At 40.1% G+C, this 25,092-nt stretch carries 26 protein-coding genes and 1 other RNA gene; 20 read left to right on the forward strand and 7 right to left on the reverse strand.

Features of this window, described 5'->3' with window-relative positions; all coding sequences use genetic code 11:
* The first annotated feature begins 41 nt into the window (after positions 1–41).
* Together WD019_RS05475 and WD019_RS05480 are read left to right on the forward strand one after the other, a co-directional pair.
* Positions 42–1,205: an iron-containing alcohol dehydrogenase gene (locus WD019_RS05475; protein WP_425710874.1), complete on the forward strand. Its 1,164-nt coding sequence runs from the start codon at positions 42–44 to the stop codon at positions 1,203–1,205.
* Between the two features lie 114 nt (positions 1,206–1,319).
* The gene (locus WD019_RS05480; RefSeq protein ID WP_154657920.1) at positions 1,320–1,466 is read left to right on the forward strand and encodes a hypothetical protein; all 147 of its coding nucleotides are present in this window, start codon (positions 1,320–1,322) and stop codon (positions 1,464–1,466) included.
* 73 nt (positions 1,467–1,539) lie between these two features.
* Here WD019_RS05480 and WD019_RS05485 read toward each other — a convergent pair whose 3' ends face one another.
* From WD019_RS05485 to WD019_RS05500, 4 genes are all read right to left on the reverse strand, one after another.
* The gene (locus WD019_RS05485; protein WP_154657921.1) at positions 1,540–1,683 is read right to left on the reverse strand and encodes a hypothetical protein; all 144 of its coding nucleotides are present in this window, start codon (positions 1,681–1,683) and stop codon (positions 1,540–1,542) included.
* Positions 1,684–2,235: 552 nt separating this feature from the next.
* The gene (locus tag WD019_RS05490; RefSeq protein ID WP_154657922.1) at positions 2,236–2,394 is read right to left on the reverse strand and encodes a hypothetical protein; all 159 of its coding nucleotides are present in this window, start codon (positions 2,392–2,394) and stop codon (positions 2,236–2,238) included.
* Positions 2,391–3,512, reverse strand: coding sequence for a tetratricopeptide repeat protein (locus WD019_RS05495; RefSeq protein ID WP_425710891.1), 1,122 nt, complete (start codon positions 3,510–3,512; stop codon positions 2,391–2,393). The genes WD019_RS05490 and WD019_RS05495 overlap by 4 nt, the downstream gene beginning before the upstream one ends.
* Before the next feature lie 423 nt (positions 3,513–3,935).
* Entirely contained in the window at positions 3,936–5,003 is a 1,068-nt protein-coding gene (locus WD019_RS05500) for a DUF3900 domain-containing protein (protein ID WP_425710875.1), read from the reverse strand.
* A gap of 172 nt (positions 5,004–5,175) precedes the next feature.
* Between WD019_RS05500 and WD019_RS05505 the strand changes: the two genes are divergently transcribed.
* The 8 genes from WD019_RS05505 to WD019_RS05540 all read left to right on the forward strand — a co-directional run bounded on the left by WD019_RS05505 (position 5,176) and on the right by WD019_RS05540 (position 11,253).
* Positions 5,176–5,649, forward strand: coding sequence for a GNAT family N-acetyltransferase (locus tag WD019_RS05505; protein WP_425710876.1), 474 nt, complete (start codon positions 5,176–5,178; stop codon positions 5,647–5,649).
* A 381-nt stretch (positions 5,650–6,030) separates the two neighbouring features.
* Entirely contained in the window at positions 6,031–6,903 is an 873-nt protein-coding gene (locus tag WD019_RS05510; RefSeq protein WP_425710877.1) for an AraC family transcriptional regulator, read from the forward strand.
* 157 nt (positions 6,904–7,060) lie between these two features.
* On the forward strand, positions 7,061–8,260 hold the full coding sequence (locus WD019_RS05515) for an LL-diaminopimelate aminotransferase (protein ID WP_425710878.1): 1,200 nt from the start codon (positions 7,061–7,063) through the stop codon (positions 8,258–8,260).
* A 94-nt stretch (positions 8,261–8,354) separates the two neighbouring features.
* The gene (locus WD019_RS05520) at positions 8,355–8,897 is read left to right on the forward strand and encodes a GNAT family N-acetyltransferase (protein WP_425710879.1); all 543 of its coding nucleotides are present in this window, start codon (positions 8,355–8,357) and stop codon (positions 8,895–8,897) included.
* Between the two features lie 137 nt (positions 8,898–9,034).
* Positions 9,035–9,202 (forward strand): hypothetical protein, encoded by a 168-nt coding sequence (locus WD019_RS05525; protein ID WP_169729200.1) that lies wholly within the window; start codon positions 9,035–9,037, stop codon positions 9,200–9,202.
* Positions 9,171–10,001 carry a prohibitin family protein gene (locus WD019_RS05530; RefSeq protein WP_026677040.1) on the forward strand — a complete coding sequence of 277 codons (831 nt, stop codon included), beginning with the start codon at positions 9,171–9,173 and terminating at the stop codon, positions 9,999–10,001. The genes WD019_RS05525 and WD019_RS05530 overlap by 32 nt, the downstream gene beginning before the upstream one ends.
* A gap of 75 nt (positions 10,002–10,076) precedes the next feature.
* Positions 10,077–10,517, forward strand: a complete 441-nt coding sequence (locus WD019_RS05535) for a MaoC family dehydratase N-terminal domain-containing protein (RefSeq protein ID WP_026677041.1) — start codon at positions 10,077–10,079, stop codon at positions 10,515–10,517.
* A 259-nt stretch (positions 10,518–10,776) separates the two neighbouring features.
* A complete protein-coding gene (locus tag WD019_RS05540) occupies positions 10,777–11,253 on the forward strand; it encodes a metal-dependent hydrolase (RefSeq protein WP_026677042.1) in 477 nt (158 codons plus the stop codon).
* A gap of 99 nt (positions 11,254–11,352) precedes the next feature.
* Here WD019_RS05540 and WD019_RS05545 read toward each other — a convergent pair whose 3' ends face one another.
* On the reverse strand, positions 11,353–11,826 hold the full coding sequence (locus WD019_RS05545) for a MarR family transcriptional regulator (RefSeq protein ID WP_026677043.1): 474 nt from the start codon (positions 11,824–11,826) through the stop codon (positions 11,353–11,355).
* A gap of 312 nt (positions 11,827–12,138) precedes the next feature.
* On the reverse strand, positions 12,139–13,251 hold the full coding sequence (locus WD019_RS05550) for a PepSY-associated TM helix domain-containing protein (RefSeq protein ID WP_026677044.1): 1,113 nt from the start codon (positions 13,249–13,251) through the stop codon (positions 12,139–12,141).
* Positions 13,252–13,421: 170 nt separating this feature from the next.
* Here WD019_RS05550 and WD019_RS05555 point away from each other — a divergent pair, with 170 nt between their 5' ends.
* The 6 genes from WD019_RS05555 (at position 13,422) to WD019_RS05580 (ending at position 20,033) form a co-directional block, all read left to right on the forward strand.
* Entirely contained in the window at positions 13,422–15,728 is a 2,307-nt protein-coding gene (locus WD019_RS05555; protein ID WP_425710880.1) for a DEAD/DEAH box helicase, read from the forward strand.
* Complete coding sequence (locus tag WD019_RS05560) at positions 15,697–16,947, forward strand: ribonuclease H-like domain-containing protein (protein ID WP_026677045.1); 1,251 nt, start codon at positions 15,697–15,699, stop codon at positions 16,945–16,947. The genes WD019_RS05555 and WD019_RS05560 overlap by 32 nt, the downstream gene beginning before the upstream one ends.
* A gap of 410 nt (positions 16,948–17,357) precedes the next feature.
* Positions 17,358–17,921, forward strand: a complete 564-nt coding sequence (locus WD019_RS05565; protein WP_425710892.1) for a DUF1273 domain-containing protein — start codon at positions 17,358–17,360, stop codon at positions 17,919–17,921.
* Between the two features lie 86 nt (positions 17,922–18,007).
* Positions 18,008–18,313 carry a cell division regulator GpsB gene (gene gpsB, locus WD019_RS05570; RefSeq protein WP_425710881.1) on the forward strand — a complete coding sequence of 102 codons (306 nt, stop codon included), beginning with the start codon at positions 18,008–18,010 and terminating at the stop codon, positions 18,311–18,313.
* Positions 18,314–18,390: 77 nt separating this feature from the next.
* An RNA gene (gene rnpB / locus WD019_RS05575) (RNase P RNA component class B) lies at positions 18,391–18,784 on the forward strand.
* 109 nt (positions 18,785–18,893) lie between these two features.
* Positions 18,894–20,033, forward strand: coding sequence for a THUMP domain-containing class I SAM-dependent RNA methyltransferase (locus tag WD019_RS05580; RefSeq protein ID WP_026677048.1), 1,140 nt, complete (start codon positions 18,894–18,896; stop codon positions 20,031–20,033).
* Between the two features lie 99 nt (positions 20,034–20,132).
* On the opposite strand, the gene WD019_RS05585 is transcribed toward WD019_RS05580, so the two are convergent.
* On the reverse strand, positions 20,133–20,354 hold the full coding sequence (locus tag WD019_RS05585) for an alpha/beta-type small acid-soluble spore protein (RefSeq protein ID WP_026677049.1): 222 nt from the start codon (positions 20,352–20,354) through the stop codon (positions 20,133–20,135).
* Between the two features lie 195 nt (positions 20,355–20,549).
* Between WD019_RS05585 and WD019_RS05590 the strand changes: the two genes are divergently transcribed.
* The 4 genes from WD019_RS05590 (at position 20,550) to parE (ending at position 25,090) form a co-directional block, all read left to right on the forward strand.
* Positions 20,550–20,894, forward strand: a complete 345-nt coding sequence (locus WD019_RS05590) for a DUF1904 family protein (protein WP_026677050.1) — start codon at positions 20,550–20,552, stop codon at positions 20,892–20,894.
* Positions 20,895–20,993: 99 nt separating this feature from the next.
* Positions 20,994–22,517, forward strand: a complete 1,524-nt coding sequence (locus WD019_RS05595; RefSeq protein WP_425710882.1) for a carboxypeptidase M32 — start codon at positions 20,994–20,996, stop codon at positions 22,515–22,517.
* Positions 22,518–22,525: 8 nt separating this feature from the next.
* Entirely contained in the window at positions 22,526–22,945 is a 420-nt protein-coding gene (locus WD019_RS05600; protein ID WP_026677052.1) for a CoA-binding protein, read from the forward strand.
* A 186-nt stretch (positions 22,946–23,131) separates the two neighbouring features.
* Positions 23,132–25,090, forward strand: a complete 1,959-nt coding sequence (gene parE, locus WD019_RS05605) for a DNA topoisomerase IV subunit B (protein WP_026677053.1) — start codon at positions 23,132–23,134, stop codon at positions 25,088–25,090.
* The last annotated feature ends 2 nt before the right edge of the window (positions 25,091–25,092 follow it).

The raw sequence follows: 25,092 nt of genomic DNA on the forward strand, positions 1-25,092 counted from the left end.
CTATCGTTGAGTTAGACTTTAATTTAGAAAGGATTGGAAAGATGCAAAACTTTGTATTTCAAAATCCAACAAAACTCATTTTTGGACAGGGCCAGTTAGAGCAATTAAAAATAGAAGTTCCCCAGTACGGTAAGAATGTGTTGATCGTCTATGGGGGAGGGAGCATTAAGCGAAATGGAATCTACGATCAAATTACATCAATATTGGATGAAATCGGTGTTGAATTTGTAGAATTGAGCGGGGTTGAGCCGAATCCGCGAGTATCAACTGTAAGGAAAGGGATTAACATTTGCCGGGAAAACGGTGTTGACTTCATTCTTGCGGTTGGTGGAGGAAGTGTCATTGACTGCACGAAAGCAATCGCCGCCGGGACGAAGTATGAAGGAGATGTCTGGGACCTGGTTACGAAGAAAGCGATTGCGCAGGAAGCCCTGCCGTTTGGAACGGTTCTTACATTGGCGGCGACCGGGTCTGAAATGAATAGCGGATCAGTGATTACGAATTGGGAAACAAACGAAAAGTATGGCTGGGGAAGCCCGGTCACGTTCCCGAAATTCTCCATATTGGATCCTCGCCATACATTTACAGTGCCGCGGGATCAAACCGTTTACGGCATGGTTGACATCATGTCTCACGTATTCGAACAATATTTCCATCATGGTACAAACACGCCGATCCAGGACCGTTATTGTGAATCGATTTTACGGACAGTCATTGAAACGGCACCGAAACTTGTTAATGACCTTGAGAACTATAAGTACAGAGAAACGATTTTATATGCGGGAACGATGGCGTTAAACGGAACCCTCGCAATGGGTGTTCGCGGCGACTGGGCAACTCATAACATCGAACATGCTGTTTCTGCCGTTTACGATATCCCTCACGGCGGTGGGTTGGCTATTCTTTTTCCAAACTGGATGAAGCATGTGCTCGATGAAAATGTCGCCCGCTTCAAGCAAATGGCGGAGCGTGTGTTCTCTATCAATGCGGAAGGAAAAACAGACCGGGAAGTTGCGCTGGAAGGAATAGAAGCGCTAAGACGTTTCTGGACGTCTATCGGCGCTCCATCAAGACTCGCCGACTACGGAATTGGAGAGGAAAAGTTGGACGTCATGGCTGAAAAAGCGATGGCCAACGGTGAATTCGGCCACTTTAAACAATTGAATAAAGAAGATGTTCTGGCCATCTACCGGGCATCGTTGTAACAATGGGGAGACTATGTTGTAATCATAGTCTCCTTTAGTTTCGTGAAAGAGTTCGATTTCATGTATTGACCAGATGGCAAAGGAAATAATGACGAAAGAAGGGAGGGACGACGGATGAAAAATGAGCGAGTGCCAGAGCATAAAATGAACTTTACAGGTGATGTAGAAGAAGCGCTTGATAATACCAATGCTGATGTCATGCGAAATACGACGTCAAGAAACAAAACGGTTGATGATCAAGCCAATTTAAAAAAAGAATAATAATCGTAATACAAAGGACAGCAACCAGTGGGGTTGCTGTCCTTTGTTGAAAATCTCCAGAAAAGTTTCATGCTTATGTCGTCTCACCTTCAGTGGTTTTGCTTCTTTTTTTATTTTTTGTATCAAATTCTTTAGCACGTCCAGTATCTTGTTTGTTTTTCATTTCGGAATCATCAAAAATGGCGTTGATCAGTTTCGGAACTTCATTTTTTGGCATTTCATACGCTTCCTTTCTTTTTTTCTGTATTGATTAGTATGCCAGAGAGGGCAGAAACCATTCTTGACAAGACACTATAACCACTATGAAGCACTTTTTTCTGGACGGTATTTTTGACGCCCTAGAAGTCAAGAACATGGGCATTGCAATGATTAAAGGGATTTATTGCAATGGAAGTACGCCAAATACGATGCTTAAATCAAGTATCATTTTTGGCGTGTTCTTCTTGTTTGCTGCTGTTACTGTTGATCTCATCACCAAAAAAAGCCTCAATCAATAATTCAACTTCATTTTTAGGCATCTTTGATCCCCCTACTTTTTAAATCAGTATATGAGAACAACAGAATAATTAAAACTTAATTATCATAAAAACTGACATAAAGTTGAACCCTAATCATTCTACACATTTAATATTTAGAGGATGAGAAATTTGGCAAAAAATAAGAAAGGACAATTGAACGTTCCGACGTCGTGGAACTGAGAAGCTCCCACCTCTCAGCGAAGGTGCTGAGTAGTTCACATAAAAAAAAGACCACGTATTACTAAGTGGTCTTAGAGTGTTTCTCCGTGCCCTTCTTGGACAAATTTTGCAGCAACATAGTGGGTTGAAAGCGTTTCTCCGTGTCCTGCCTCCTTTTTTAAGCTTAACTCAGTAATTGAAACGGTAAATGCCAGGGCAAGACAACCTAAAACAAAAAGGAATTTCTTCATTTCAACGCCCCTCTTTCAAGTAGTTTTTGTTTCGCCTCATAGGCAATATAAAAGTAATAATTACTTTTCTCTGCTTTATTTTCATTATAAAAACGAACGGCCAACTTTTCGGCATAATCTTGAACATATATCCATAATTCTTCTTTATTGAAGTAGTCAATTCCTTCTTTTACAGCCGATTCTAACTCAGTATCTTCTACCGAATGATTCATTTTGTGAAGAATATTTAAATGGATACGATATTCTTCGTTATTGACTTCTTCGCAATGTTTTAATCCTTCCTCGACAAAGGCTACTGCTGTTTCCGGTTCTCCGATTTTGTAGTATTCATGGGCTAAGAGAAATGTTGTTTTATCTAGCTTAACTCCTTTTTCATAAACAAATTTTAAGCGATTGATGGCTGCTGCAGAAAGATTTTGATCGGCATATAAGAGACCAAGATTGTATCGAACGGTTAATGATAATTTTTCATGCTTCTTTTCCTCTGCGATGCTCAATGCTGCAATAAAATGTTCTTCAGCTTCCTCGAATTGTTTTAACGAGATACATGCCAATCCTAAAATATTTTCACAGTCAGTAGCGCTGATCTCATATCCGGGCTTTTCCTCAAATAATGACTTTGCTTTTGATGCATAATGAGTTGCCAATAATGGTTGCTCAATATGGTAGTAAAAAATTGCGACTTTATAATTGAATTCCGCATTCTCTATCTCATCATCAACATATTTTAAATAGTTTGCAGCTTTTATGTAATATTGACGCGCATCACTATAATTTCCTGTTTTTGTAGTTAAAATCGCTTTAAAAAAGTAATAGTAATAAGTGATAAAATCGTCAGTTTGTGCTAGGGGCAAATCAATGTTTTGCAATGTTTTTTCCGCACTAGTTAAATCATTGATGAGCATTAGATACCGGGAATCTAGTAAAGAGTAATAGACAAATAGGGTTTGGGTTGGATCATGTTCCATGCTCTGAAGCTTTTGCTCTATCTGATTTTTCAGTTGTCTTGATTTAATAAGATTTTGTGACCGAATTTCCTGATACCACTCATTCAACAATTGCATCATTTGTTCTTTGCTAATCGCCTGGACAGCCGTTAAATTCCTTCTATTCCTTATTTTTCCTTAATGCTAATTTGATAGTATCATAAAGAAGAATAAAAAGAAATTGGGAAAATTGTCGTAAAAAGGGTACTTTAACTCTACGGACATCTGTTCTATTTTCTCAAAAAAAGCAACAGGTTCTAGTTCTACTCTTTGGCTGTCCAAAGATTTAGTAGTTTCCATTTTAGTTCCTTCCATTCTGAAATACTTGGAAAGAGATCGAAAAAGAAGAAAAATATTAGCTTTTTAGCAGCGCAAAATAATGTCCTGCAACTTTGAAATAGGCTAATAGTCCTATTTTCCTCTCAATCTATTTACTGGAAATTAACGTTTGAAATAATCATCAATGAATCTAAATATGATGTAAGTTAAGACAACCCGTACGTGGCGAACTTTAAAAAGATTGGGAATAAAAGCCGGGTTCAATAAAACCCGGCTTCAATGTCCGCTTTTTCTCTTAATCCTCTCCATCACTGCATCCAGCTCATCGGGCTTCAAAAACTCAATTGGCGAAAATCCTTTTTCAAACAAAATGGAATCCGATTCGATGATGGTCACATAACGGCCGTTCACTTTGGCGAGGTGGATTTGATCACCGAAATCAGCCAACAGCCCTTTAATGGAAATATGGTCGGCTTTCATTTTTAATTCCAGTTCCGGTGTATGCTCAACAATTTGGGATGCCGCTTCGACGACCTGCTCTGTTGTAAAATGCTCGCGTATTTCCCGCTTCGGACTGGCCGCCCACGTTTCCATCGCTTCTTCCATCTGTTCCCGCTCTTCACTGTTCTCTTCATACGTTTCCTCGATATGCTCGCGAACCATGCCGATCACCTGTGTTTTCACGATTTCCGGCATCGACTGTTCGTACTCTACGAACTTTAAAAAGTCCTCGAAATAGCGGGCATGAGAAGCTTGATGGATCTTTAGTTCGCCTTCCTCGATCATTCCTTCTTCCGGCATGTACGGATATTGAATCGATTTCATGTTTTTCGTTGTAATTGCCATTTCGACATTGCGGATAAGGGACGTTTCATCTGCAATGGAAGCGACTTTTGGCTCGAAGTCACATTTCATAATGAAGACGAATGGATCGTCGAAATACTTCCGTAGCTTTGCGGATGCGACAAGGAATACACCGCCGCGCACTGCGCTCGTATCGAGATAGGAGGAAACAAACTGCTCACTGATTTTCCTGAAATCTTCCTCTGTCACGGCAAAGCGTGCCCGGTGAAAGAGATTATAATTCGGGTTCGAATCGAGTGCGTGCCCGGGCTCGACGATAAACCGGCCAATCTTCGTCGGCACTTGTTCAGTTTTTGGATGCCGTTCCACTTTCCGCTTAACAATTTTCGTCAGTTCACCGTCCAAAAAGTCTTTTAATGCGCTAGATTCATAGGTTTCACTATTCAATGTTTGAAAATGCTTATAATGTTTATTCGCCTGTTCGCCTTTTCCTTCTACATGCACGACGAAAAATGACAAATACGTAATTGTAAAATCCATTTCATTCACCCTGGCTTCATTTCTTTGACTCTCATTAGTATAGAAACCTGGCAAACTTTCGTCAATTTTATTATATGATAGTAGCATATCAAGGTAGTTAAACACGATAAAAATATGTTGTGACAGGAACACATGTTTGCTAAAATGAAATAAACGACAGAGGGGGAGTTTAATGAGCAATTTAGTGCTTCGGAATGTGATTGAGGATGACCTTCCTATTTTTTTTAAGCATCAGCAGGATAGTGAAGCAAATCAAATGGCTGCCTTTACAAGCAAGGATCCTAATGATTGGAATGGCTTCGTTGAACACTGGAACAAAATACTTACAAATAGGGATATTATTAGCCAAACGATTATTGTTGAAAACATTGTAGTTGGACATATTGCACATTTCGAGCAGTTTGGAGAACCAGAAGTCACCTATTGGATCGGAAAGGAATATTGGGGTAGGGGAATCGCAACCAATGCATTACGAGAATTTCTAAAACAGGTTACAATTCGTCCACTATATGCTCGTGCCGCGAAAGACAATGCTGGATCCCTTAAGGTTTTAAAAAAATGTGGCTTCACAATTTCGGGCGAAGACATCGGGTATTCAAATGCGCGCGGTAAAGATGTTGAAGAGTTTGTTCTAACCCTCAACTAAAGAAATTCAAGCCATGTTGTTTGCGATTAAGAACATCAATAGCCAAATTCTCTCTGCCAGAAACAAAAGGGAATTTGGCTATTTTATTTCTTAAAATTATATGCGAAATTTTACATACATCATTTCTTTTAAGTACTTTTTGAAATGACTTTTATGAATAATCCAAATCTTTGTGTGGTTTTTTCGCGTTTTGCTGGTGGTACCCCTCATTAGCTATATTTTTTTAAACCTCCAATTTCGGTGAAGAGCCGCTGAATTTGTTATGTTGCCTGTTTACGTACTAAACTTATGAATGAGAATAGACCCTGCTTAATTGTGCACGAAATGTCGGATGGATCCATTCAAATCCCGTTATTCTATGGATGAAGGAGGTCATAAATTATGGATTTGCTTAAGAACATGAATGGTGCGATAACATACATCGAAGAAAACCTTGCAAATGACATTGACTTTAAAGAAGTGGCAAGGCTTGCTTTCTGCTCTGAATATCATTTTAAAAGGATGTTTTCCTTTCTTGCAGGCATTTCGCTTTCCGAATACATCCGCCGTAGACGCCTTACGCTAGCCGCATTTGAACTTAAGGATAGAAACGTCAAAGTTATTGACATTGCGATGAAATATGGGTATGAATCACCCGATTCTTTTACTAGAGCTTTTCAAAAGCTACATGGCATAACACCGTCAGAAGCGAGAAAAAATGGCCATTCACTTAAAGCTTTTCCACGGATGATCTTCCAATTATCCATTATGGGAGGAAATGAAATGAACTATCGTATTGAAGAAAAAAAGGAATTTCGGATCGTAGGCATTAAGAAAAAGGTTCCATTGATTTTTAAAGGAGTTAACCCGGAGATTGACGCTATGTGGAAAAGTTTAGATGATGAGCTAATCCTTCAATTAAAAACGCTTTCCAATGTCGCTCCGCTTGGACTTATTAGCGCATCAACAAACTTTTCAGAAGGTAGAATGGAGGAGAAGGGGGAGCTTGACCATTATATTGGCGTGGCCACAACGAATGAATGCCCCGATCATCTTTCAGCACTTGAAGTTCCCGCCTTGACATGGGCTGTTTTCGAAGCGATCGGACCATTTCCCGATACGCTTCAAGAAGTATGGGGGCGCATTTATTCTGAATGGTTTCCATCTTCAAACTATGAACAAATTGAGGGCCCGGAAATTTTGTGGAATGAGAGTAAAGATGTAACCTCGGCATCTTTCAAAAGTGAAATTTGGATTCCGGTTTTGAAAAAGTAATTTCATCAGACATAGCGCATCCCAATCGTGGTGTGCTATTTCTTTTGCAAGCTGAGATTTCCCAAATAAAATCCCTTCATTTATGTTAAAATAATCAAAATGGTTTGATATTATGCAATGTTCATAAACAATTTTATAGATTAAAAGGAGAGGACCTATGAATCTCGCACGATCTGATAAAATGGAGAAATTGACTACAAGTATTTTCACAGAGTTAGCCAATCGAAAACAAGAAGCAATCAAAAAAGGGATAGACGTGATTGATTTGAGTGTCGGGAGCCCGGATATGCCGCCAGCTTCTTTTGTCGTTGATGCGCTTGTAAAACATGTAAAAGACACTACCAACTACGGTTATACACTGCGAGGAATTTCAGAATTTCACGACGCTGTTTGTTATTTTTATAAGAATCGTTATGGAGTGGAGCTTGAGGCTGACACGGAGGTACTTCAACTTATGGGCTCTCAGGATGGACTTGCTCATTTAGCGACTGCCTTAATTAATCCTGGCGACTATGTACTTGTCCCTGACCCGGGATATCCAATCTATGAAGCGAGTGTCACTTTAGCTGGCGGAACCATTCACCCGATGCCTTTGCTTGCCGAAAATCAATTTTTGCCGAAACTTGATGAGATTCCGCTTGAAATTGTGAATAAAACAAAAATGATGATGCTCAGCTATCCGGGAAATCCGGTAACTGCGCTGGCTGACCGGACTTTTTTTGAAGAAGTCGTTCAATTTGCCAAACGCCACAATATATTAATCGTACATGATTTCGCGTACTCCGAATTGATTTTCGATAATCATCCTCAGATTAGTTTTATGTCAGTGCCTGGCGCAAAAGAAGTGGCTATTGAATTCAATTCGCTTTCTAAAACCTTCAATATGGCCGGCTGCCGAATCGGGTATGTTGTAGGAAACGCTCAAGCTATTAACATACTGGCTGCCTTAAAGTCCCATATCGATTATGGTATTTTTTATCCGATTCAAAAAGCAGCCATAGCCGCACTTACTTCAGATTTCTCTGTCCTTTCTGAACAAGTGAAGGAGTATGAAACACGCCGTAATGCGTTAATTAGCGGTCTTGCTAAAAGCGGCTGGAATGTTCAGAAATCCGCCGCTACGATGTTTATTTGGGCTAAAATACCGGAGGGCTGGACGTCGAGGCAATTTGCTTTTGAATTAATTGAAAATACGGGTGTAGTCGTCGTTCCCGGTGATGCTTTTGGAAGTCGGGGCGAAGGATATGTGCGAATTGCTCTCGTTCAACCACCGGAACGGCTTGAACAAGCAGCCGGCCGAATTCATTCATTTCTTCAAAATGAACAACAAATGGTAAACATTTCTTTCAATGTTTAACCGTACAAAACCCTTTTTCAAAAGCAGAAAAGGTTTTTGTTCATCAATGTCGAATACTATCGGGTATAATATTAAGAAAAATGAGGCGATTAAGATGCGATTAGAAGGGGAACGCATTTATCTTCGGTATTATACACCTGAAGATGCGAAAGAACTGGTGGATCTGAACATCCGGAACAAAGAATTTTTCCAACAATTTTCTATGCAGTATGAGGATTCCTTTTATACTTCAGAATTTCAGGAAAATAAAATTATAGAGCAGCTAAAAGAAATGGAAGAAGACAAGAGATACACGTTCGGCATTTTCTTAAAGGAAAATGATCGGTTAATCGGCGATATTACGCTTGCACAAGTAGTCAGGAAACACGTCCAGAGCAGCATTCTCGGTTATGCTTTAGATCAACAATATAATGGCAAAGGGTTGATGACCGAAGCTGTTCGCCTCGTCGTGAAATTTGCATTTGAAAAATTGAAATTGCACCGGATTACAGCCGGGGTTAGCCCAAGGAATCCCGGGTCGGCCAGAGTACTGGAAAAGGCGGGTTTCCAAAGGGAAGGCCTTGCCAGAAAAAATGTAAAAATAAACGGTAAATGGGAAGACCATATTATGTTTGCGATTCTTGAAGACGACCTTTAAAAATCCTGCAAAAGCGGGATTTTTATTTTTTGGAAAAATAAATATGTTATGTAGTAAGAAGTTTTTCTGCAATTTTTCCAAAAAGGGGTGACTTTTTCTGCAAATAATGTAAAAATTGACTTTTGGAGGTGGATAAGATGAAAGTATTCATAGGTTCTTTACTAGTTGTAGGATTAATCGGTTTCGGAGTCTGGCTCATTCTTTTTCCATCTTTCAAAAAAATCGGCGGCGCCGCTGAAAAAATAAAAAATTTTCTAGGGGATGATGAAGATCGTGGAAAAGAAAACAAGGGGAAAAGGCCGTAGATTGGTTGGCGGGATTATCGTTGGAGCGGCACTCTTACTTGGAGTTTTTATTGTTTCGCTTTTTATTGAAAAAATTCCAAACGGCTATGTTGGCGTGGTATACAGTCCTAACGGCGGTGTGCAAGAAAAAACACTTGGCCAGGGGTGGCATTTAGTTGGCCTATTCGATAAAGTGACAATTTACCCGATCCGGATGCAAACGGTTAACTACAACAATATTCAGGTCGCAACTTCCGACGGTAAAAACATCACGATGGATTTTGCTTATAACTATAGCATCCAGCCGGATAAAGTGGTGGATGTCTTCAATAAGTTTGGCCCAGTGGACGTTGAAGAAATCGAGAATACGTATTTGAAAACGAGATTTTGGGATGCAAGCCGTAAAGCAATTGCGAAATATTCGGTTATTGATACATACGGCGAAAAGTCGTCAGACGCTGCCGTCAATGTCCAAAAATTGTTTGCGGATGATGTGAAAGACTTAGGATTCGTCATCGATAATTTAACGCTCGGCGTGCCTAAACCGGATAAATCGACTCAGGCTGCAATCGACAAAAGGGTAGAAGCCGCGCAGGAACTTGAAAGAAAACAGACGGAATTAAAAATCGCAAAAGCAGAGGCACAGAAAAAACAAATTGAAGCAAAGGCGATTGCTGAATATAATGAAACAATTCGAAAGTCAATGTCGCCCGAAGTGATCAAATACATGTGGATTCAAAAATGGGACGGGAAAATGCCGAAAGCAACCGGAACAAATTCACTCATTCAAATCCCTGTAGATGAAAAAGAAAATAAATAAAATTAGGAAAAACCAGTCCTTTGACTGGTTTTTCCATTATTTTAGCACTATTATGTAACTGTGAGGTGATGACTGATGTTACAAGAGTTTGTTGGAAAGCGATCCAATAAGGTGAAAAATATCGTTGAACGAGGCGCGGTAAAAAAATTTGCCGAGGCCATCGGCGATGCCAGTCCGATTTTTATCGACGAAGAGGCGGGAAGACGGTCAAGATACAAAACGAATATTGCCCCTCCTACCTTCCCGAGAGTTTTTGATTATGGGGAGATTGATGGGATGAATCTTCCGGACAAAGGTTTAATCCATGGGGAGCAGACGTTCCATTTTAAACGGCCTTTGCTCGTCGGTGAAGAAGTATATTGTTATGTAGAAGTGAGTAATTACTCTGAAAGAAAAGGAACAAATGGTGTAACGGGCTTTTTAGTCCTGAAACGATATGGGGAGGACTCGGATGGAAAACTCATTTTTAGCGAGAGACAAATTGTTATTATTACCGAAGCGGCAAGAAGGGGATGATACATTAAAAATGGGCGATGTCTTGAAGGGGTGGCCCTTGAACCTGTTTCAAGGCTATGTTTTTCAACTAAAATTTCATTTACCGTACTATCAATACATAAATAAACGCCAAAACTAAATTTATGATGCTTAAAAAGAGCACGTCGGCAGAAGAAATGCCGATTGATACTAATAGTCCAGTAATGAACAAGGCTGCTATTTATTATATAATGAAATACAAGCTTTATAAGGTTCAAAATAGAGGATGAGGGGAATTTAATTGGAAGGGAAAACACATATTGTAGGTGGCCTGGCGGCAGGGATAATTTATATTACAGCAGCTGGCGATGTCGCTCATGAAGGATTGTTTTTTGCAAGCTGCATAGCGGGTGCTTTGTTGCCTGATATATGCCATCCAAATTCTATAATAGGCAGGAAATTATCGTTTCTGTCATTTCTAGTAAATAAAACGTTTGGACATCGGACATTTACGCATAGTCTAATCTTTATGTTAATGTTAACATTGTTGTTTATGTACACATCATTCCCCGGAGATATGGAGTGGGGGATTTTAGTCGGGGTTTTCAGCCATTTATTGTTGGATGCATTAACTAAAGAAGGCATTCAATTATTATGGCCGCTGCATATTCGCGTGCGAGCCCCTTTCCATATAAAAACAGGCGGAATGCTGGAACATGGTTTTCTTGCTGTTTTAACGTTGTTGATTGCTTATTACGGGTATCAATTCTATTTTTAAAGATTTATGAACTATTTTAAGGAAAGGAGCATTTCTCCGGCGGGAATTGCTCCTTTTATACAAATAGAACAGGAAAATGATGATTTTCATAAAAACCATTCAACGTTTTTCCCTCAGTTTTTTCGTCCATTCTACTGTCAGATTCGTACTTTCGGAGACATAATCAAGAATGACAGCCAGTTCTTCATCAGTATATTTGTCGTAAAGCTGCATCGTCTGCTGCGCGAACGTTTTGAAAAGATCTTCAATTATTTTTATGTTTTCTTGCACGATCTCGATAATCCAACGCCTTCGATCATTCGGATCTTTAACACGACGGGCGAATCCAGCTTTCTCCAATCTGTCTATGACTCCGGTAATCGCTCCAGTAGTCAGCTTGCTTTCCTCGGCAAGCTCTCCTGCAGTCATCGCTCCTTTTCGTTGCAATAATTCCAAACATTTGTGATCTGTTTGGTTTAGTCCTAAATGTTCAGCGATCGCCTGATGAAAGAAAATAGTTACCGTACTTGAAATTCTCATCTGATCCGTAAGAGCATGGATTAATTCATCGCGTTTTGAAAAATGGGTTGACAATTTAAGCACACCTTTCTTATAACGAAAACATCTTAGTTGGTAAGATATTTAATCATTAAGAAATAAATGAGAAAAGATTTATCGGGATTATATCAAAATTGAAGAGGGAATGCCAGTGCAAAAATGATAAAAGCTTACCATAGTAAAAAGGTTTGATCTGATGATGCACATATAAAAGAGCCTGTTTATGAGTGATTTTTCAAAAAACAGGCTCTAATTTATAGAATTGGTTTAAATTTAGGCACCGAATTTATGATAATAAACAAAAACACAAATTGGAAATCTCTCTATAATGAGCTGCCTGTGAAAATTTTAAGCAACTAATGGCAGTTTCCGCTTCTGTTTATTTTTCTTATACCTCCACATATATATCCCGGTAAACATCAGTACAGAAGGCGTGCACCCGCCTATAGCATATAAGATTTTGGTAAGCCATCCTCCGAACTGTCCTGTATGCAATGGGAAGTGCCAAGTTTGATAAGTCATTCTGCGGTTAATTTTTGGGTCCAACTTTGCAAGTGTTTTTCCATGATAAGGGTCAACCCAGACCTTCACGTTTCCGTAACCCGGATCATAAGGACGACTTACTCGGATTTCTATAGGTTCTTTGAATGTTCCTTGTTTTGGCTGGGCAGGAAATCTGACTTGCATAACGGATCCACCTTGTACCGTTTTTTGAGCCGCGCTGATCCAGCTGTCAATTGAAGTTGGTTCATTATGAACGGGATCTACCATTATTTTTTCTTTTGCAGGCATGACTTTCGCTTCCGCTCCAAACAAATGGAAAATATTCTCGTCAAAAACAAAAAGAGCGCCTGTCAATGACACCACCAGCAAAAACGGAACGAAAATACCTCCGATCATTTTATGTAAATCGTAGTTTCTGACGTACTGATTTTTGCTTTTTCGCATCGTGAATCCACGTGCCCATTTTTTAATTCCAGGCCACCATAAATAGAGACCGGATAAAGAGATGAAAAAGAAGATGAATCCAATGATGCCTACAATTTTTTCACCATTAAAATCTTTCAGCAATAATTGTTCATGGAACTCTTTTACGAAATTAAAGAATGAATGGCTCCCAAGCTCCCCATTGATATGCCCGGTTCCAGGATCTACAAACACTTCTTGCTGTTCGCCATCTTCTTGAAGCCTGAACAAGTATACGCCCCGGGCACTCGGCTCGCGAGGTGTGTATACGCGCTGCACAATGCCGTTCGGATGTGCGGCCAGAACATGATTCAAGGCTTTTTGATAAGAAACAGGCTGCCCTTCAGTTACTTTGTACAATTGAGGGTGCAAAAGTTGGTTCAGTTCGGGCTCAAAGACAAGCAAGCTTCCTGTCAGCCCAATAAGAGAGATGAATACACCGCCGGCAATGCTGAGCCATAAATGTATTTTTTGGATAAAAATGCGTGGTTTCATATCAATTTATTTCCCCCAATTCAATCGTTATGTATAGACAGACTTAATGATAATGATTATCATTATCTGTATCAACGGGAAATTTCTGATTAAAAAGCAGAATTTTTCGCTGCTTTTTTGTTTATTTCCGAACGTTCATTCGTTACAATAAAGGTAACGAGGTGAGAGATGTGAACGGAAAAAAATCAATGGGGGAGCTTCTTGATTTTTTAAAGAAGAACACCGAAATCAATGAAAATATCGTCTATTGGAAAACGATTGAAGAAAAACAGGCTAAAACGATACCGTTTCCGGCAGACTTGCATCCAGCAATTGTAAAAGCGTTGCAACAACGCGGAATCGATGCTTTGTATACCCACCAGCTATCGGCATTTAAGGCGTCCAACTCAGGAAGAAGTTTTGTCGCTGTCACACCGACCGCTTCGGGGAAAACGCTTTGCTACAACTTGCCGGTATTACAGGAAATTGCGAATAATCCTGGAACACGTGCGTTGTACCTTTTTCCGACAAAAGCGCTGGCACATGATCAAAAAGCGGAAATCAATGAGCTTATTGAAGCGATTGGCCTTGACATGAAAAGTTATACGTATGATGGAGATACAGCAGCGAATATACGCCAGGTTGTCCGCAAGGCGGGGAATGTTGTATTGACAAATCCCGACATGCTGCATTCTGCAATTTTGCCTCACCATACGAAATGGGTGTCTTTATTTGAAAACTTAAAGTTTGTTGTAATTGACGAACTTCATACATACCGCGGTGTTTTTGGAAGCCATGTGGCAAATGTCATCCGCCGGTTGAAACGCATTTGCCGGTTTTATGGCAGCGATCCTTTATTTATTTGCACATCCGCAACGATTGCCAACCCAAAAGAATTGGCAGAAAAATTGACCGGAGCCAAGGTGGAATTAATTGATAACAATGGGGCGCCGTCGGGAAAAAAGCATTTTCTATTCTACAATCCGCCCGTCGTCAACAGACCGCTTAATATTCGAAAAAGCGCCACACTAGAAGCAAGAAATTTAGCGAAATTATTTTTGCAAAATAAAATTCAAACGATCGTATTTGCCAGAAGCAGGGTGCGTGTTGAAATTTTATTAACATATTTACAGGAACTTGCGAAACAAGAATTCGGGTTTAAATCGATCCAGGGATATCGTGGGGGTTATTTGCCCAAACAAAGGCGTGAAATCGAGCGTGGCCTGCGGAGCGGGGAGGTTATGGGTGTCGTCAGTACAAACGCGCTTGAGCTTGGAGTCGATATCGGCCAATTGCATGCATGCATCCTTACGGGTTATCCGGGTTCGATCGCAAGCAGCTGGCAGCAGGCAGGACGCGCGGGACGAAGACAGGATGAATCGGTTGTCATAATGGTGGCAAGTTCAAGTCCGCTCGACCAATACATCATCCAGCATCCGGAGTACTTTTTTAACCGCTCGCCTGAATCTGCAAGAATCAATCCAGACAATTTAATCATTCTTGTCGACCATTTAAAATGTGCGGCTTATGAATTGCCCTTTAAGAAAGGCGAAAGTTTTGATGGCGTTGAGATTGAAGAGATTTTGGAATTTTTGACTGACGAACAAGTGTTGCATCATCAAGGCGACCAATATTTTTGGATGAATGACTCATTTCCGGCGCATAACATTAGTTTGCGCTCAGGCTCCCAGGAAAATGTAGTAATTATTGATCAAACGGATATCGCAAATGTAAAGGTTATTGGAGAAATGGATCGGTTCAGCTCATTGACGCTGCTTCATGAAGAAGCGATTTACCTTCATCAGGGCGTTCAGTATCAAGTTGAAAAGCTTGATTATGAGGAGAAAAAGGCATATGTCCGCGAAGTGAACGTCGATTATTTTACAGATGCGAACCTGGCCGTTTCACTAAAAGTGCTTGAAGTCGACCAATCGACATCATTTCATTCACATGAACGGGCATTTGGTGAAGTGACTGTCAATGCTATGGCAACGATTTTTAAGAAAATCCAATTTGAATCCCATCAAAACATAGGCTCCGGTCCCATTCATTTGCCGGAAGAAGAGCTCCATACATCCGCAACATGGATTTCTTTTAATGATCCGATCACAAACGATTTTTCTACAAACGAACTTGAACAAAGTTTGATTGGCATTGCAAATGTTTTGCGCCATATCGCTCCTCTTTTTGTCATGTGTGATAAAGGAGACCTTCATGTCGTTCCGCAAATGAAAGCCGTTCATTCGGGAAAACCAACGATCTTTTTATATGATCGTTATCCGGGAGGGGTCGGTTTAAGCGAAACGGTTTACAAAGAATGGGATACGATTCTTCATGAAGCGGCCGCTCTCATCGAGCGATGTCCGTGCGAAAGCGGGTGCCCATCCTGTACGGAGATGGCCGCTGAAGGGAAGGACGGAAAGAAAAAGGCACTCTATTTATTGAATAGCTTAAGGAGAAATAACGATGTCTATCCAATCAAAGCTCAATCGGTTTAAAAAACATTTAGTGCCGGAAAAAAATGCCGCTTCTCTGCCAATCGATAAACCGTCACACCGGGTTCATGTTCCTCAGCTGAAGATTTGGGAAGATTTTCAGACGACTCCTTATTATTTCGAGGAAGATTATTGCTTAATCCGAGAAGTCGCTTATCCATTGGACGAATTATGGGGAAAGTATCGGTTTTCGGAACTTTATGAGGTAATGGAGCGGTGGCAACAAATGAAGGTTCACCATCCTCTTGCGTCAGAAGGGTTAAATCCCGGTGATTTGCTTTTTTTCGATACAGAAACAACCGGTTTGAGCGGCGGGTCCGGCAATACGATTTTTTTATTAGGAAGCAGTAAAATTGACAATGACGAAGTTAAAGTAAAGCAATATTTTCTTCCTCAGCCAGGGTCGGAAATTGCCTTATACCATTATTTTTTAACCCAGGTAAACGAGCTAAAAAACCTGGTAACGTATAACGGTAAATCGTTTGATTGGCCTCAGGTGAAGACAAGGCATACGCTCATCCGTGATTATGTGCCGTCACTTCCCGCGTTTGGCCATTATGATTTGCTCCACGGGGCACGGCGATTATGGAAACATGTACTCCCGTCTGTTCGATTATCGATCGTCGAGAAAGAAATACTTGGAGTCTTCCGTGAAAATGATGTTCCGGGGTATTTAGCTCCGATGCTCTATTTTCAATTTTTGAACGAAGGAGACCCACAGCTTATCCAGGGTGTTATGAAGCATAACGAATGGGATGTTCTATCTCTTATTACGCTTTATATCCATATGTCTAAGATCATTCAAAATGATCTCCCTGTAACAACTGCTGAATGTTTTGAGCTGGCTCGTTGGCTGGAGGCATTAGGAGAAACAGAGATGGCGTTAACGAAATATGAAGAAATCATTCAGCATGATTCAACGGAAAGCATACGCGCCAAAAAGGCTGCAGCTTTTTTGTACAAAAAAATGAAAAAATATGACCGAGCCTTGAAGCTTTTAGAAGAGCTTTGTGAACCCGGGTTGAAAGACGAAGGACCCTGGATTGAACTGGCGAAACTGTATGAACATCATAAAAAAGATTATGAAAAAGCGCTTTACTATGCAAAAGAAGGCTTTTCAGTATGGAAAAGCAAAAAAAGACTTTTAAAACATAAAGCAAATAGGGAACAGAGAGAATTTGAAAAAAGAATTGAGCGGATCGAAAAAAAGTGCCGATTTTAAAGAAAAAATAAAGGAAGTCCTATTTATTTTTTGCTGATTATTGTGTATGATGGGATAGGAAAATAAAGTTGTCCCTCATTTCCCCTATTTATTCCCCAGGCAAGCGCAAAATCAGCTTTAAATTGACTTATATCGTCATAACACATCTGAAATGGTTGTCGTTTTTTGTGGAATAAACTAATTTTCTGTAACTTTTGTATTGCAGAATAGGGAAATGTTTTTTCATCTTATTAATGATGTGGAGAGGTAAGTCATGCGGCAATGGATTCTTTTTATGTTTTTTGTTGTTGTAGGTTTGACATTGCTAGTTGCTAATGAATTTAGCCACGGAATTTAAATGGAGAACTAATCGTTTTAGATTGGTTCTTTTTTATAAATGTAATGAATTGCGGATGGGAATTTTAAAAATGATTAAAAACCTTCTTGTAACAGGCTATAAATCGCATGAATTAGGAATTTTCAAAGAGAATCATGAAGGAATTGTATATATTAAGAAAGCCGTGGAAAAACGGCTTTTATCCTTCATTGATGAAGGGCTTAAGTGGGTGGTTATTAGCGGGCAACTCGGTGTAGAATGCTGGGCCGGTGAAGTTGTCATTGACTTGAAAAAAGATTATCCCGATTTGCAATTAGCGGTTTTGCTGCCTTTTTTAGAACAAGAAGCGAACTGGAAAGAGGAACGCAAAAATCAATATTATGAACTCCTTTCCAATGCCGATTTTGTTGATGCGATTTCGAAAAAGCCTTATGAAAGTCCGAAGCAGTTAAGCATGAAAAATCGTTATCTCGTTGAAAAAACGGACGCCATTCTCGCTTTATATGATGAGGAAAAACAAGGTTCACCTGACTTTTACATCGAACAAGCGAAGCGAAAGCAATCAGTCGATCCGTCGTATGAAATTCATTTGATTACTCCTTATGATTTAGAAGTCATTTATCAAGATGTGATGGAATCAAAAGGTGAGTATTGGTAAAACAAGGCAGTAATTATTGACTTTTACAATGACATTTGAAACAATATAGTATAAAATCTTAGTGTATAACATTGAGGTGAATGTGAATGATCGATAAAAAATTAAATTTAACGGCTAAAGAAATACTTGAAAAAGACTTTAAACAAGGTTTTCGCGGGTACGACCAGGATGAAGTGGATAAATTTTTAGATTTAATCATTAAAGACTATGAGCAATTCCAAAAAGAGTATGAGCAGCTCATGCAGGAAAATAATCGATTGCGTAAAGAACTGCAAAACGCTTCCGAACAGACAAGAAGAGTTCCAACTGCATCGATGAATTTAAACTCCGATGTTCTTCAACGTCTATCGAACTTGGAAAAGCATGTTTTCGGAAGCAAACTGTATGAATAAAACCTAAAAAATACCTGTTTGCTTTTTGTTCTTATACCTGTTATAATGGACAATGCTTTTCGATTTTAATACTAATAACGTTTGGGTAATCGCTGCATCTTTTCAGATGTAGAGGAAAGTCCATGCTCACACGGATCTGAGATGACCGTAGTGTTCGTGCCTGGCGAAAAAATAAGCCAGGGTAGACTGGTTTCGACTGGTCTAACGGCAGGGAACTCACCTAAGTCTTCTGGATATGGTGATATTACCTTTAAAGTGCCACAGTGACGTAGTCTTTCTGGAAACAGAAAGAGTGGAACGCGGTAAACCCCACGAGTGAGAAACCCAAATTATGGTAGGGGAATTTCCTCTTGCGGAAATGAACGCAAAGGAAAACAGGTCGCCTTATGCGGTCTGTAGATAGATGATTACCACCTTTGTACGAGGTTTCAACCGATTGCAGTACGGAGGAACAGAACATGGCTTACAAAACGTTATTGGTGAACGAAAACACAAGGGGCCCCGTATGTGGGCTTTTTTATTTATACATAATAACTTAGAGAAGCGAATGAAATGTAGCGAATAAAGGAGATCCCTTTGAATGAGAAAATTAAAGTTAATTGCAACGGCGGCTATGGGACTTGAAGCGCTTGTTGCCAAAGAGGTTCGTGACCTGGGGTTTGAAAATGTAATTGTTGACAACGGGAAAGTATATTTTGAAGGAGATGAACTTTCCGTTTGCAAGGCAAACCTCTGGCTTCGGACAGCTGATCGCGTGAAACTTGTGATTGGTGAATTTAAAGCGGAGTCGTTTGATGAATTGTTTGAAAAAACGAAAGCACTTCCATGGGCGGATTTCATTCCTGAAGACGGAGAGTTTCCCGTTATCGGCAAATCGGTTAAATCCAAGCTCTTTAGTGTATCGGACTGCCAGGCCATTGTGAAAAAAGCGGTCGTTGAAAGCATGAAAAATGCCTATAAACGAGAAACATGGTTCCCTGAAAACGGAGCATTATATCGCATTGAAGTCGCTTTATTAAAGGATGTTGCGACCATCTCCATCGATACAAGCGGCACGGGGCTTCATAAAAGAGGATACCGGGCGTTACATAGTGAAGCACCTTTAAAAGAAACGATGGCGTCCGCGTTAATTATGCTGACCAATTGGACACCGGATAAACCTTTTGTTGATCCGTTTTGCGGTTCAGGGACGATTCCGATAGAGGCTGCGATGATCGGCCAGAATATTGCACCAGGATTAAATCGGGAATTTGCTTCTGAAGGATGGTCCTGGATCGATAAAAAAACGTGGTACCGGGCGGTGGAAGAAGCAAATGATCTCGCAAAGTATGATGTGCCTCTTGATATTTTAGGAACAGACATTGATCATAAAATGATTGAGCTTTCGAAAAATAATGCAATGGAAGCCGGATTTGAGGGGCTGGTACATTTTAAGCAAATGCAAGTAAAAGATTTTACGACAAAAAAGGAGTATGGCTATGTCGTAACAAATCCTCCGTATGGCGAGCGGTTAGGAGAGCGGGAAGAAGTCGCACAGTTATACAAAGAGATGGGACAAGTTTTCATTCCCCATGATACATGGTCGGTTTACGTCATTACATCCAATGAAAATTTTGAGAAATTATATGGAAAACAGGCGACAAAAAAACGAAAACTGTATAACGGCCATATTAAATGTGATTACTATCAATACTTTGGAAAACGGCCACCTAAAAAATAAATCACGCAAAAAGAGGAGTTTAATAACTCCTCTTTTTGCTATAAAGTGGAATTGGCGTTTCGCGATTCCAATAAATTCAACAAAACGACAATTTTGCTCTTAATGAATCATTCCACCGCCAAGTTGTTGCTCGGCCATTGCTACAAGGCGTTTTGTGATTTCTCCACCGACAGATCCGTTTGCCCGGCTCGTTGTATCAGGTCCAAGTTGTACGCCGAATTCACGGGCAATTTCGTGCTTCATTTGCTCAATGGCAGCTTCTGCATAAGGAATGAGAATTTCATTGCTATTATTCTGTCTGCTACTTTGTTGTTGCGGCATGCTAATTTCAACTCCTATGTAGTATTTGCAAGATTTTTGCTTTAGTAGTGTATGTAGTATTTCTTTTGTTATACAAATGCTTAAGTAAATTATAGTTTGCTTTACTAGCGAAAGAAGGCGGATGAGTTACTGAATAAGAAATATAGGTGTATAATGGTTGATAAACAAGTTGCATAGATAGAAAGGAAATGCACAATGCCATTTTTACGTTTTAAAGGAATTGAAAGAGACATTTTAAAAGAAATCTCTCCTTTGCTCGTCGAAGAATTTTCTTATACGGCAAATGTTTCAAAAGAAAAAGTGAAAATTGAATTGCTAAATGTCGAACGAATAACGGATACACCCCCTTCTGTTGAAATTTTCATGTTTCCGAGAGATCAGGAAGTACATGACGATTTGGCTTCCATTATTCATCATCTATTAAAGAATAGAGGGTATGGGAATGTTCATATCTTCTTTGTTTTACTTTCTCCTTCTCTTTACTATAAAGAAGGTAGACCATTGAAAGAATCATCGACCAATATTTTAAAAAACAGCTGATCGTAGCTGTTTTTTAGTTTGCCGCAGGAATTTTAGTTTAAGAATCGAATTTAACAATGTGTATGCGCTTTTATTAATTGCGATGAAAGGAAGATTATAATGACACAAACGTTACAATCGATTGAGCAAGATTTTTTAAACTATGTTAAAAAAATGATGCATATGAATGAAGCGATTAGCTTAATGTATTGGGATTTACGGACAGGTGCACCCAAAAATGGTGTTGAACAGCGTTCAGAAGTCATTGGCACGCTTTCCTCAGATGTGTTTGCGATGTCGACTTCAACAGAAATGAAAGAATTTATTAATGAATTATCCAAAAGTGACGTTTATACCACTTTATCGGAAATAACGAAGAAGACGCTAGAAGAAGTCAAAAAAGAGTATGAACGGAATACAAAGATTCCACCCCAGGAGTATAAAGAGTATGTCATTTTACAATCAAAGGCCGAAAGTGTCTGGGAGGAAGCGAAGGAAAAATCAGATTTCGCCATGTTCCAGCCATATTTAGAAAAGCTCGTCGAGTTTAACAAACGGTTTATTGATTACTGGGGTTATGAAGGAAACAAATATAACACCCTTCTTGATATGTATGAGCCCGGTATGACAGTCGCAATCCTGGATGACGTCTTCGGCAAGCTTAGAGAAAAAATCGTTCCGTTACTTCAAAAAGTGACCGAATCCAAAGATAAGCCCGAGACCGGCTTTTTATTCCATCATTTTCCGAAAGAAAAGCAGAGGGAATTCAGCATACATGTACTTAAAGAAATGGGTTATGACTTTAACGGCGGACGGCTTGATGAGACAGTGCATCCGTTTGAAATCACGATCAACCGGGACGATGTACGGATCACAACCAGATATGCGGAAAATGATTTTAGAACCGCGATTTTTGGCACCATTCACGAAGGCGGCCATGCGTTATACGAACAAAATATAGCAAAAGATTTGATCGGAACGCCGTTATGCTCCGGAACGTCAATGGGAATTCACGAATCGCAATCATTATTTTGGGAAAATATAATTGGACATCATAAAGGGTTTTGGAAAAAGTATTATGAAGCATTGAAAGAGTATAGCGGGGGTCAATTTAACGAAGTCGAACTCGATGATTTTTACCGGGCCATCAATGTTGTTGAACCTTCTCTCATTCGCATTGAAGCGGATGAAATGACATACCCGCTTCATGTTATCGTGCGTTATGAAATTGAGAAAGGTCTTTTTAACGATGAGATTGAAGTGAAGGATCTTCCGCGGATTTGGAATGAAAAGATGCAAGAGTATCTTGGCGTAACCCCTCCGAATGACAGCAAGGGCGTCCTCCAGGATGTTCACTGGTCAGGTGGAAGTTTTGGATATTTTCCATCTTATGCGCTCGGCTACTTATACGCAGCTCAATTCAAACATGCGATGCAAAAAGATCTTCCAGAATTTGATGAACTTATAGCAAGCGGAAACTTAACTCCAATCAGACAATGGCTGACGGACAAAATCCATCGTTTCGGCAAAATGAAAAAACCGATTGAAATTTTGCAAGATGTGACGGGAGAGGGCTTAAATCCAGATCATTTAGTCCGCTATTTTGAAGAAAAATATGCCGATATTTATCGATTGAATATCTAAAAGGAGAGATTCGCTTGATTAATCCGACAAATGAAGAAATTAAAGAGATTTTGGAAACGAAAAAACGTATTGCCGTCGTTGGCCTTTCGGATAATCCTGCCCGTACTTCGTATCAGGTAGCTTCTGTCATGCAAGATGCTGGATATGAGATCATTCCGGTCAACCCTAATGCGGACGAAATATTAGGTGCAAAAGCGGTGAAGTCGTTAAAGGATATTGAAGGGCATGTTGATATTGTCAACGTGTTTCGCAGAAGCGAGTTTCTTCTGGAGGTAGCAAAAGAAACAGTTGAAATTGGCGCGGATGTTTTCTGGGCACAGCTTGGTCTTAGTAACGAAGAAGCTTATAAATATTTAAAAGAGCACGGTGTAACTTCGATTATGGATAAATGTATTAAAGTTGAGTATTATACATTGCTAGGAAAATAAACCATCCTTTAAGGATGGTTTATTTTCTAAACAAAATTGCTTTAGCAATTGTTTTAAATGTTTTTGCACCTTTTGGGGAGAAAAGATACAATAGAATCTGGCTTGTATTTTTCGAAGACTGGATTAGAAACAAATGTTCTGATATGATAAATAGTTAGAAGGTTTTTTTGAAAGGAGCAAACGAGTTTGGCTAAAAAACAACATTTAGAGTACAACGATGACGCCATTCAAGTGTTGGAAGGGCTTGAAGCTGTACGGAAACGTCCTGGTATGTATATCGGCAGCACAGACGCCCGCGGATTGCATCATCTTGTTTATGAAATTGTTGATAATGCCGTAGACGAAGCACTTGCAGGTTTCGGTAAACATATCAATGTAACAATACATAAGGATAATAGTATTAGTGTAAAAGACGAAGGCCGGGGCATGCCGACAGGAATCCATAAGTTAGGAAAGCCAACCCCGGAAGTCATTTTTACAGTGCTTCATGCCGGGGGTAAATTCGGGCAAGGAGGGTATAAAACATCCGGTGGCCTTCATGGTGTTGGCGCATCGGTCGTCAATGCGCTTTCTGAGTGGCTTGAAGTAACCATTCATCGAGATGGCACGATGTATCGACAACGATTTGAAGATGGCGGAAAACCGGTCACGACGCTTGAAAAAATAGGAACAACGAGAAAAACAGGGACGACGATTCATTTTAAACCGGATCGGACAATGTTTAGCACGACGAACTTTAATTATGAAACGTTATGCGAGCGCTTGAGAGAAGCCGCTTTTTTGTTAAAAGGAATGACGATTGAGCTGAAGGATGAGCGTACCGGACAAAGCGAATCCTTTTGTTATGAATCGGGGATCGAGGCGTTTGTTGAGTATTTAAATGAAGATAAAGACACACTTCATTCAGTGGTTAGTTTTGAAGGAACGCATAATGATATTGAAGTCGAATTTGCCTTTCAATATAATGATGGGTACGCGGAAAATGTTCTCTCGTTTGTCAACAATGTCAGGACGAAAGACGGAGGGACACATGAATCCGGGGCGAAAACAGCCATTACCCGTGTGATGAACGATTACGCGCGGAAAGTGTCCCTGCTGAAGGAAAAAGATAAAAATCTTGATGGATCGGATATTCGCGAAGGGCTTACAGCGATTGTTTCCGTACGCATCCCAGAAGAAAAATTGCAATTTGAAGGCCAAACGAAAAGCAAATTAGGGACAAGCGATGCACGTTCCAGTGTAGACAGCGTGGTTAGCGGCCAGCTTTCTTATTTTTTAGAAGAAAATCCGTCAACAAGTGAAATGCTTATTAAAAAAGCAATAAAGGCGGCCCAGGCGCGTGAAGCGGCTAGAAAAGCGCGTGAAGATGCGCGAAACGGCAAAAAGAATAAACGGAAAGAAACGATCTTAAGCGGGAAATTGACTCCCGCGACATCACGAAACCCGGCAAAAAATGAATTATATCTGGTTGAAGGGGATTCAGCCGGAGGTTCAGCGAAACAAGGGCGGGACCGACGATTTCAAGCGATTCTTCCATTACGCGGAAAAGTCATCAATACCGAAAAAGCGAAGCTTGCCGACATTTTTAAAAACGAGGAAATCAATACGATTATTCATGCGATCGGGGCCGGGGTCGGGTCTGATTTTTCAGTCGAAGATACCAATTATGATAAGGTTATCATCATGACGGATGCTGATACGGATGGCGCACACATTCAAGTGCTTTTATTGACCTTTTTCTACCGCTATATGAAACCGCTCATTGAAGCGGGGAAAGTTTATATCGCCTTGCCTCCACTTTACAAAGTAAGCAAAGGGGTGGGGAAAAAAGAGGTCATAGAATATGCGTGGGATGAAAATGAATTGCAGCTAGCGATCAAAAAAGTCGGGCGAGGTTATGTTATTCAACGCTATAAAGGTCTAGGTGAAATGAATGCCGACCAATTATGGGAAACGACAATGAACCCTGACACGAGAACGTTGATTCGCGTGAAAATTGATGATGCGGCCCGTGCGGAAAAACGGGTGTCCGTTTTGATGGGCGATAAAGTAGAGCCCCGCCGGAAATGGATTGAAGAGCATGTTGCTTTTGGGCTTGATGAAGATCCGAACATTCTTGAAAATGAAAATTTGTCACTGTTTTAGTT

The organism is Fictibacillus sp. Mic-4, from assembly GCF_049843615.1.
Taxonomy (GTDB): domain Bacteria; phylum Bacillota; class Bacilli; order Bacillales; family Fictibacillaceae; genus Fictibacillus_A; species Fictibacillus_A gelatini.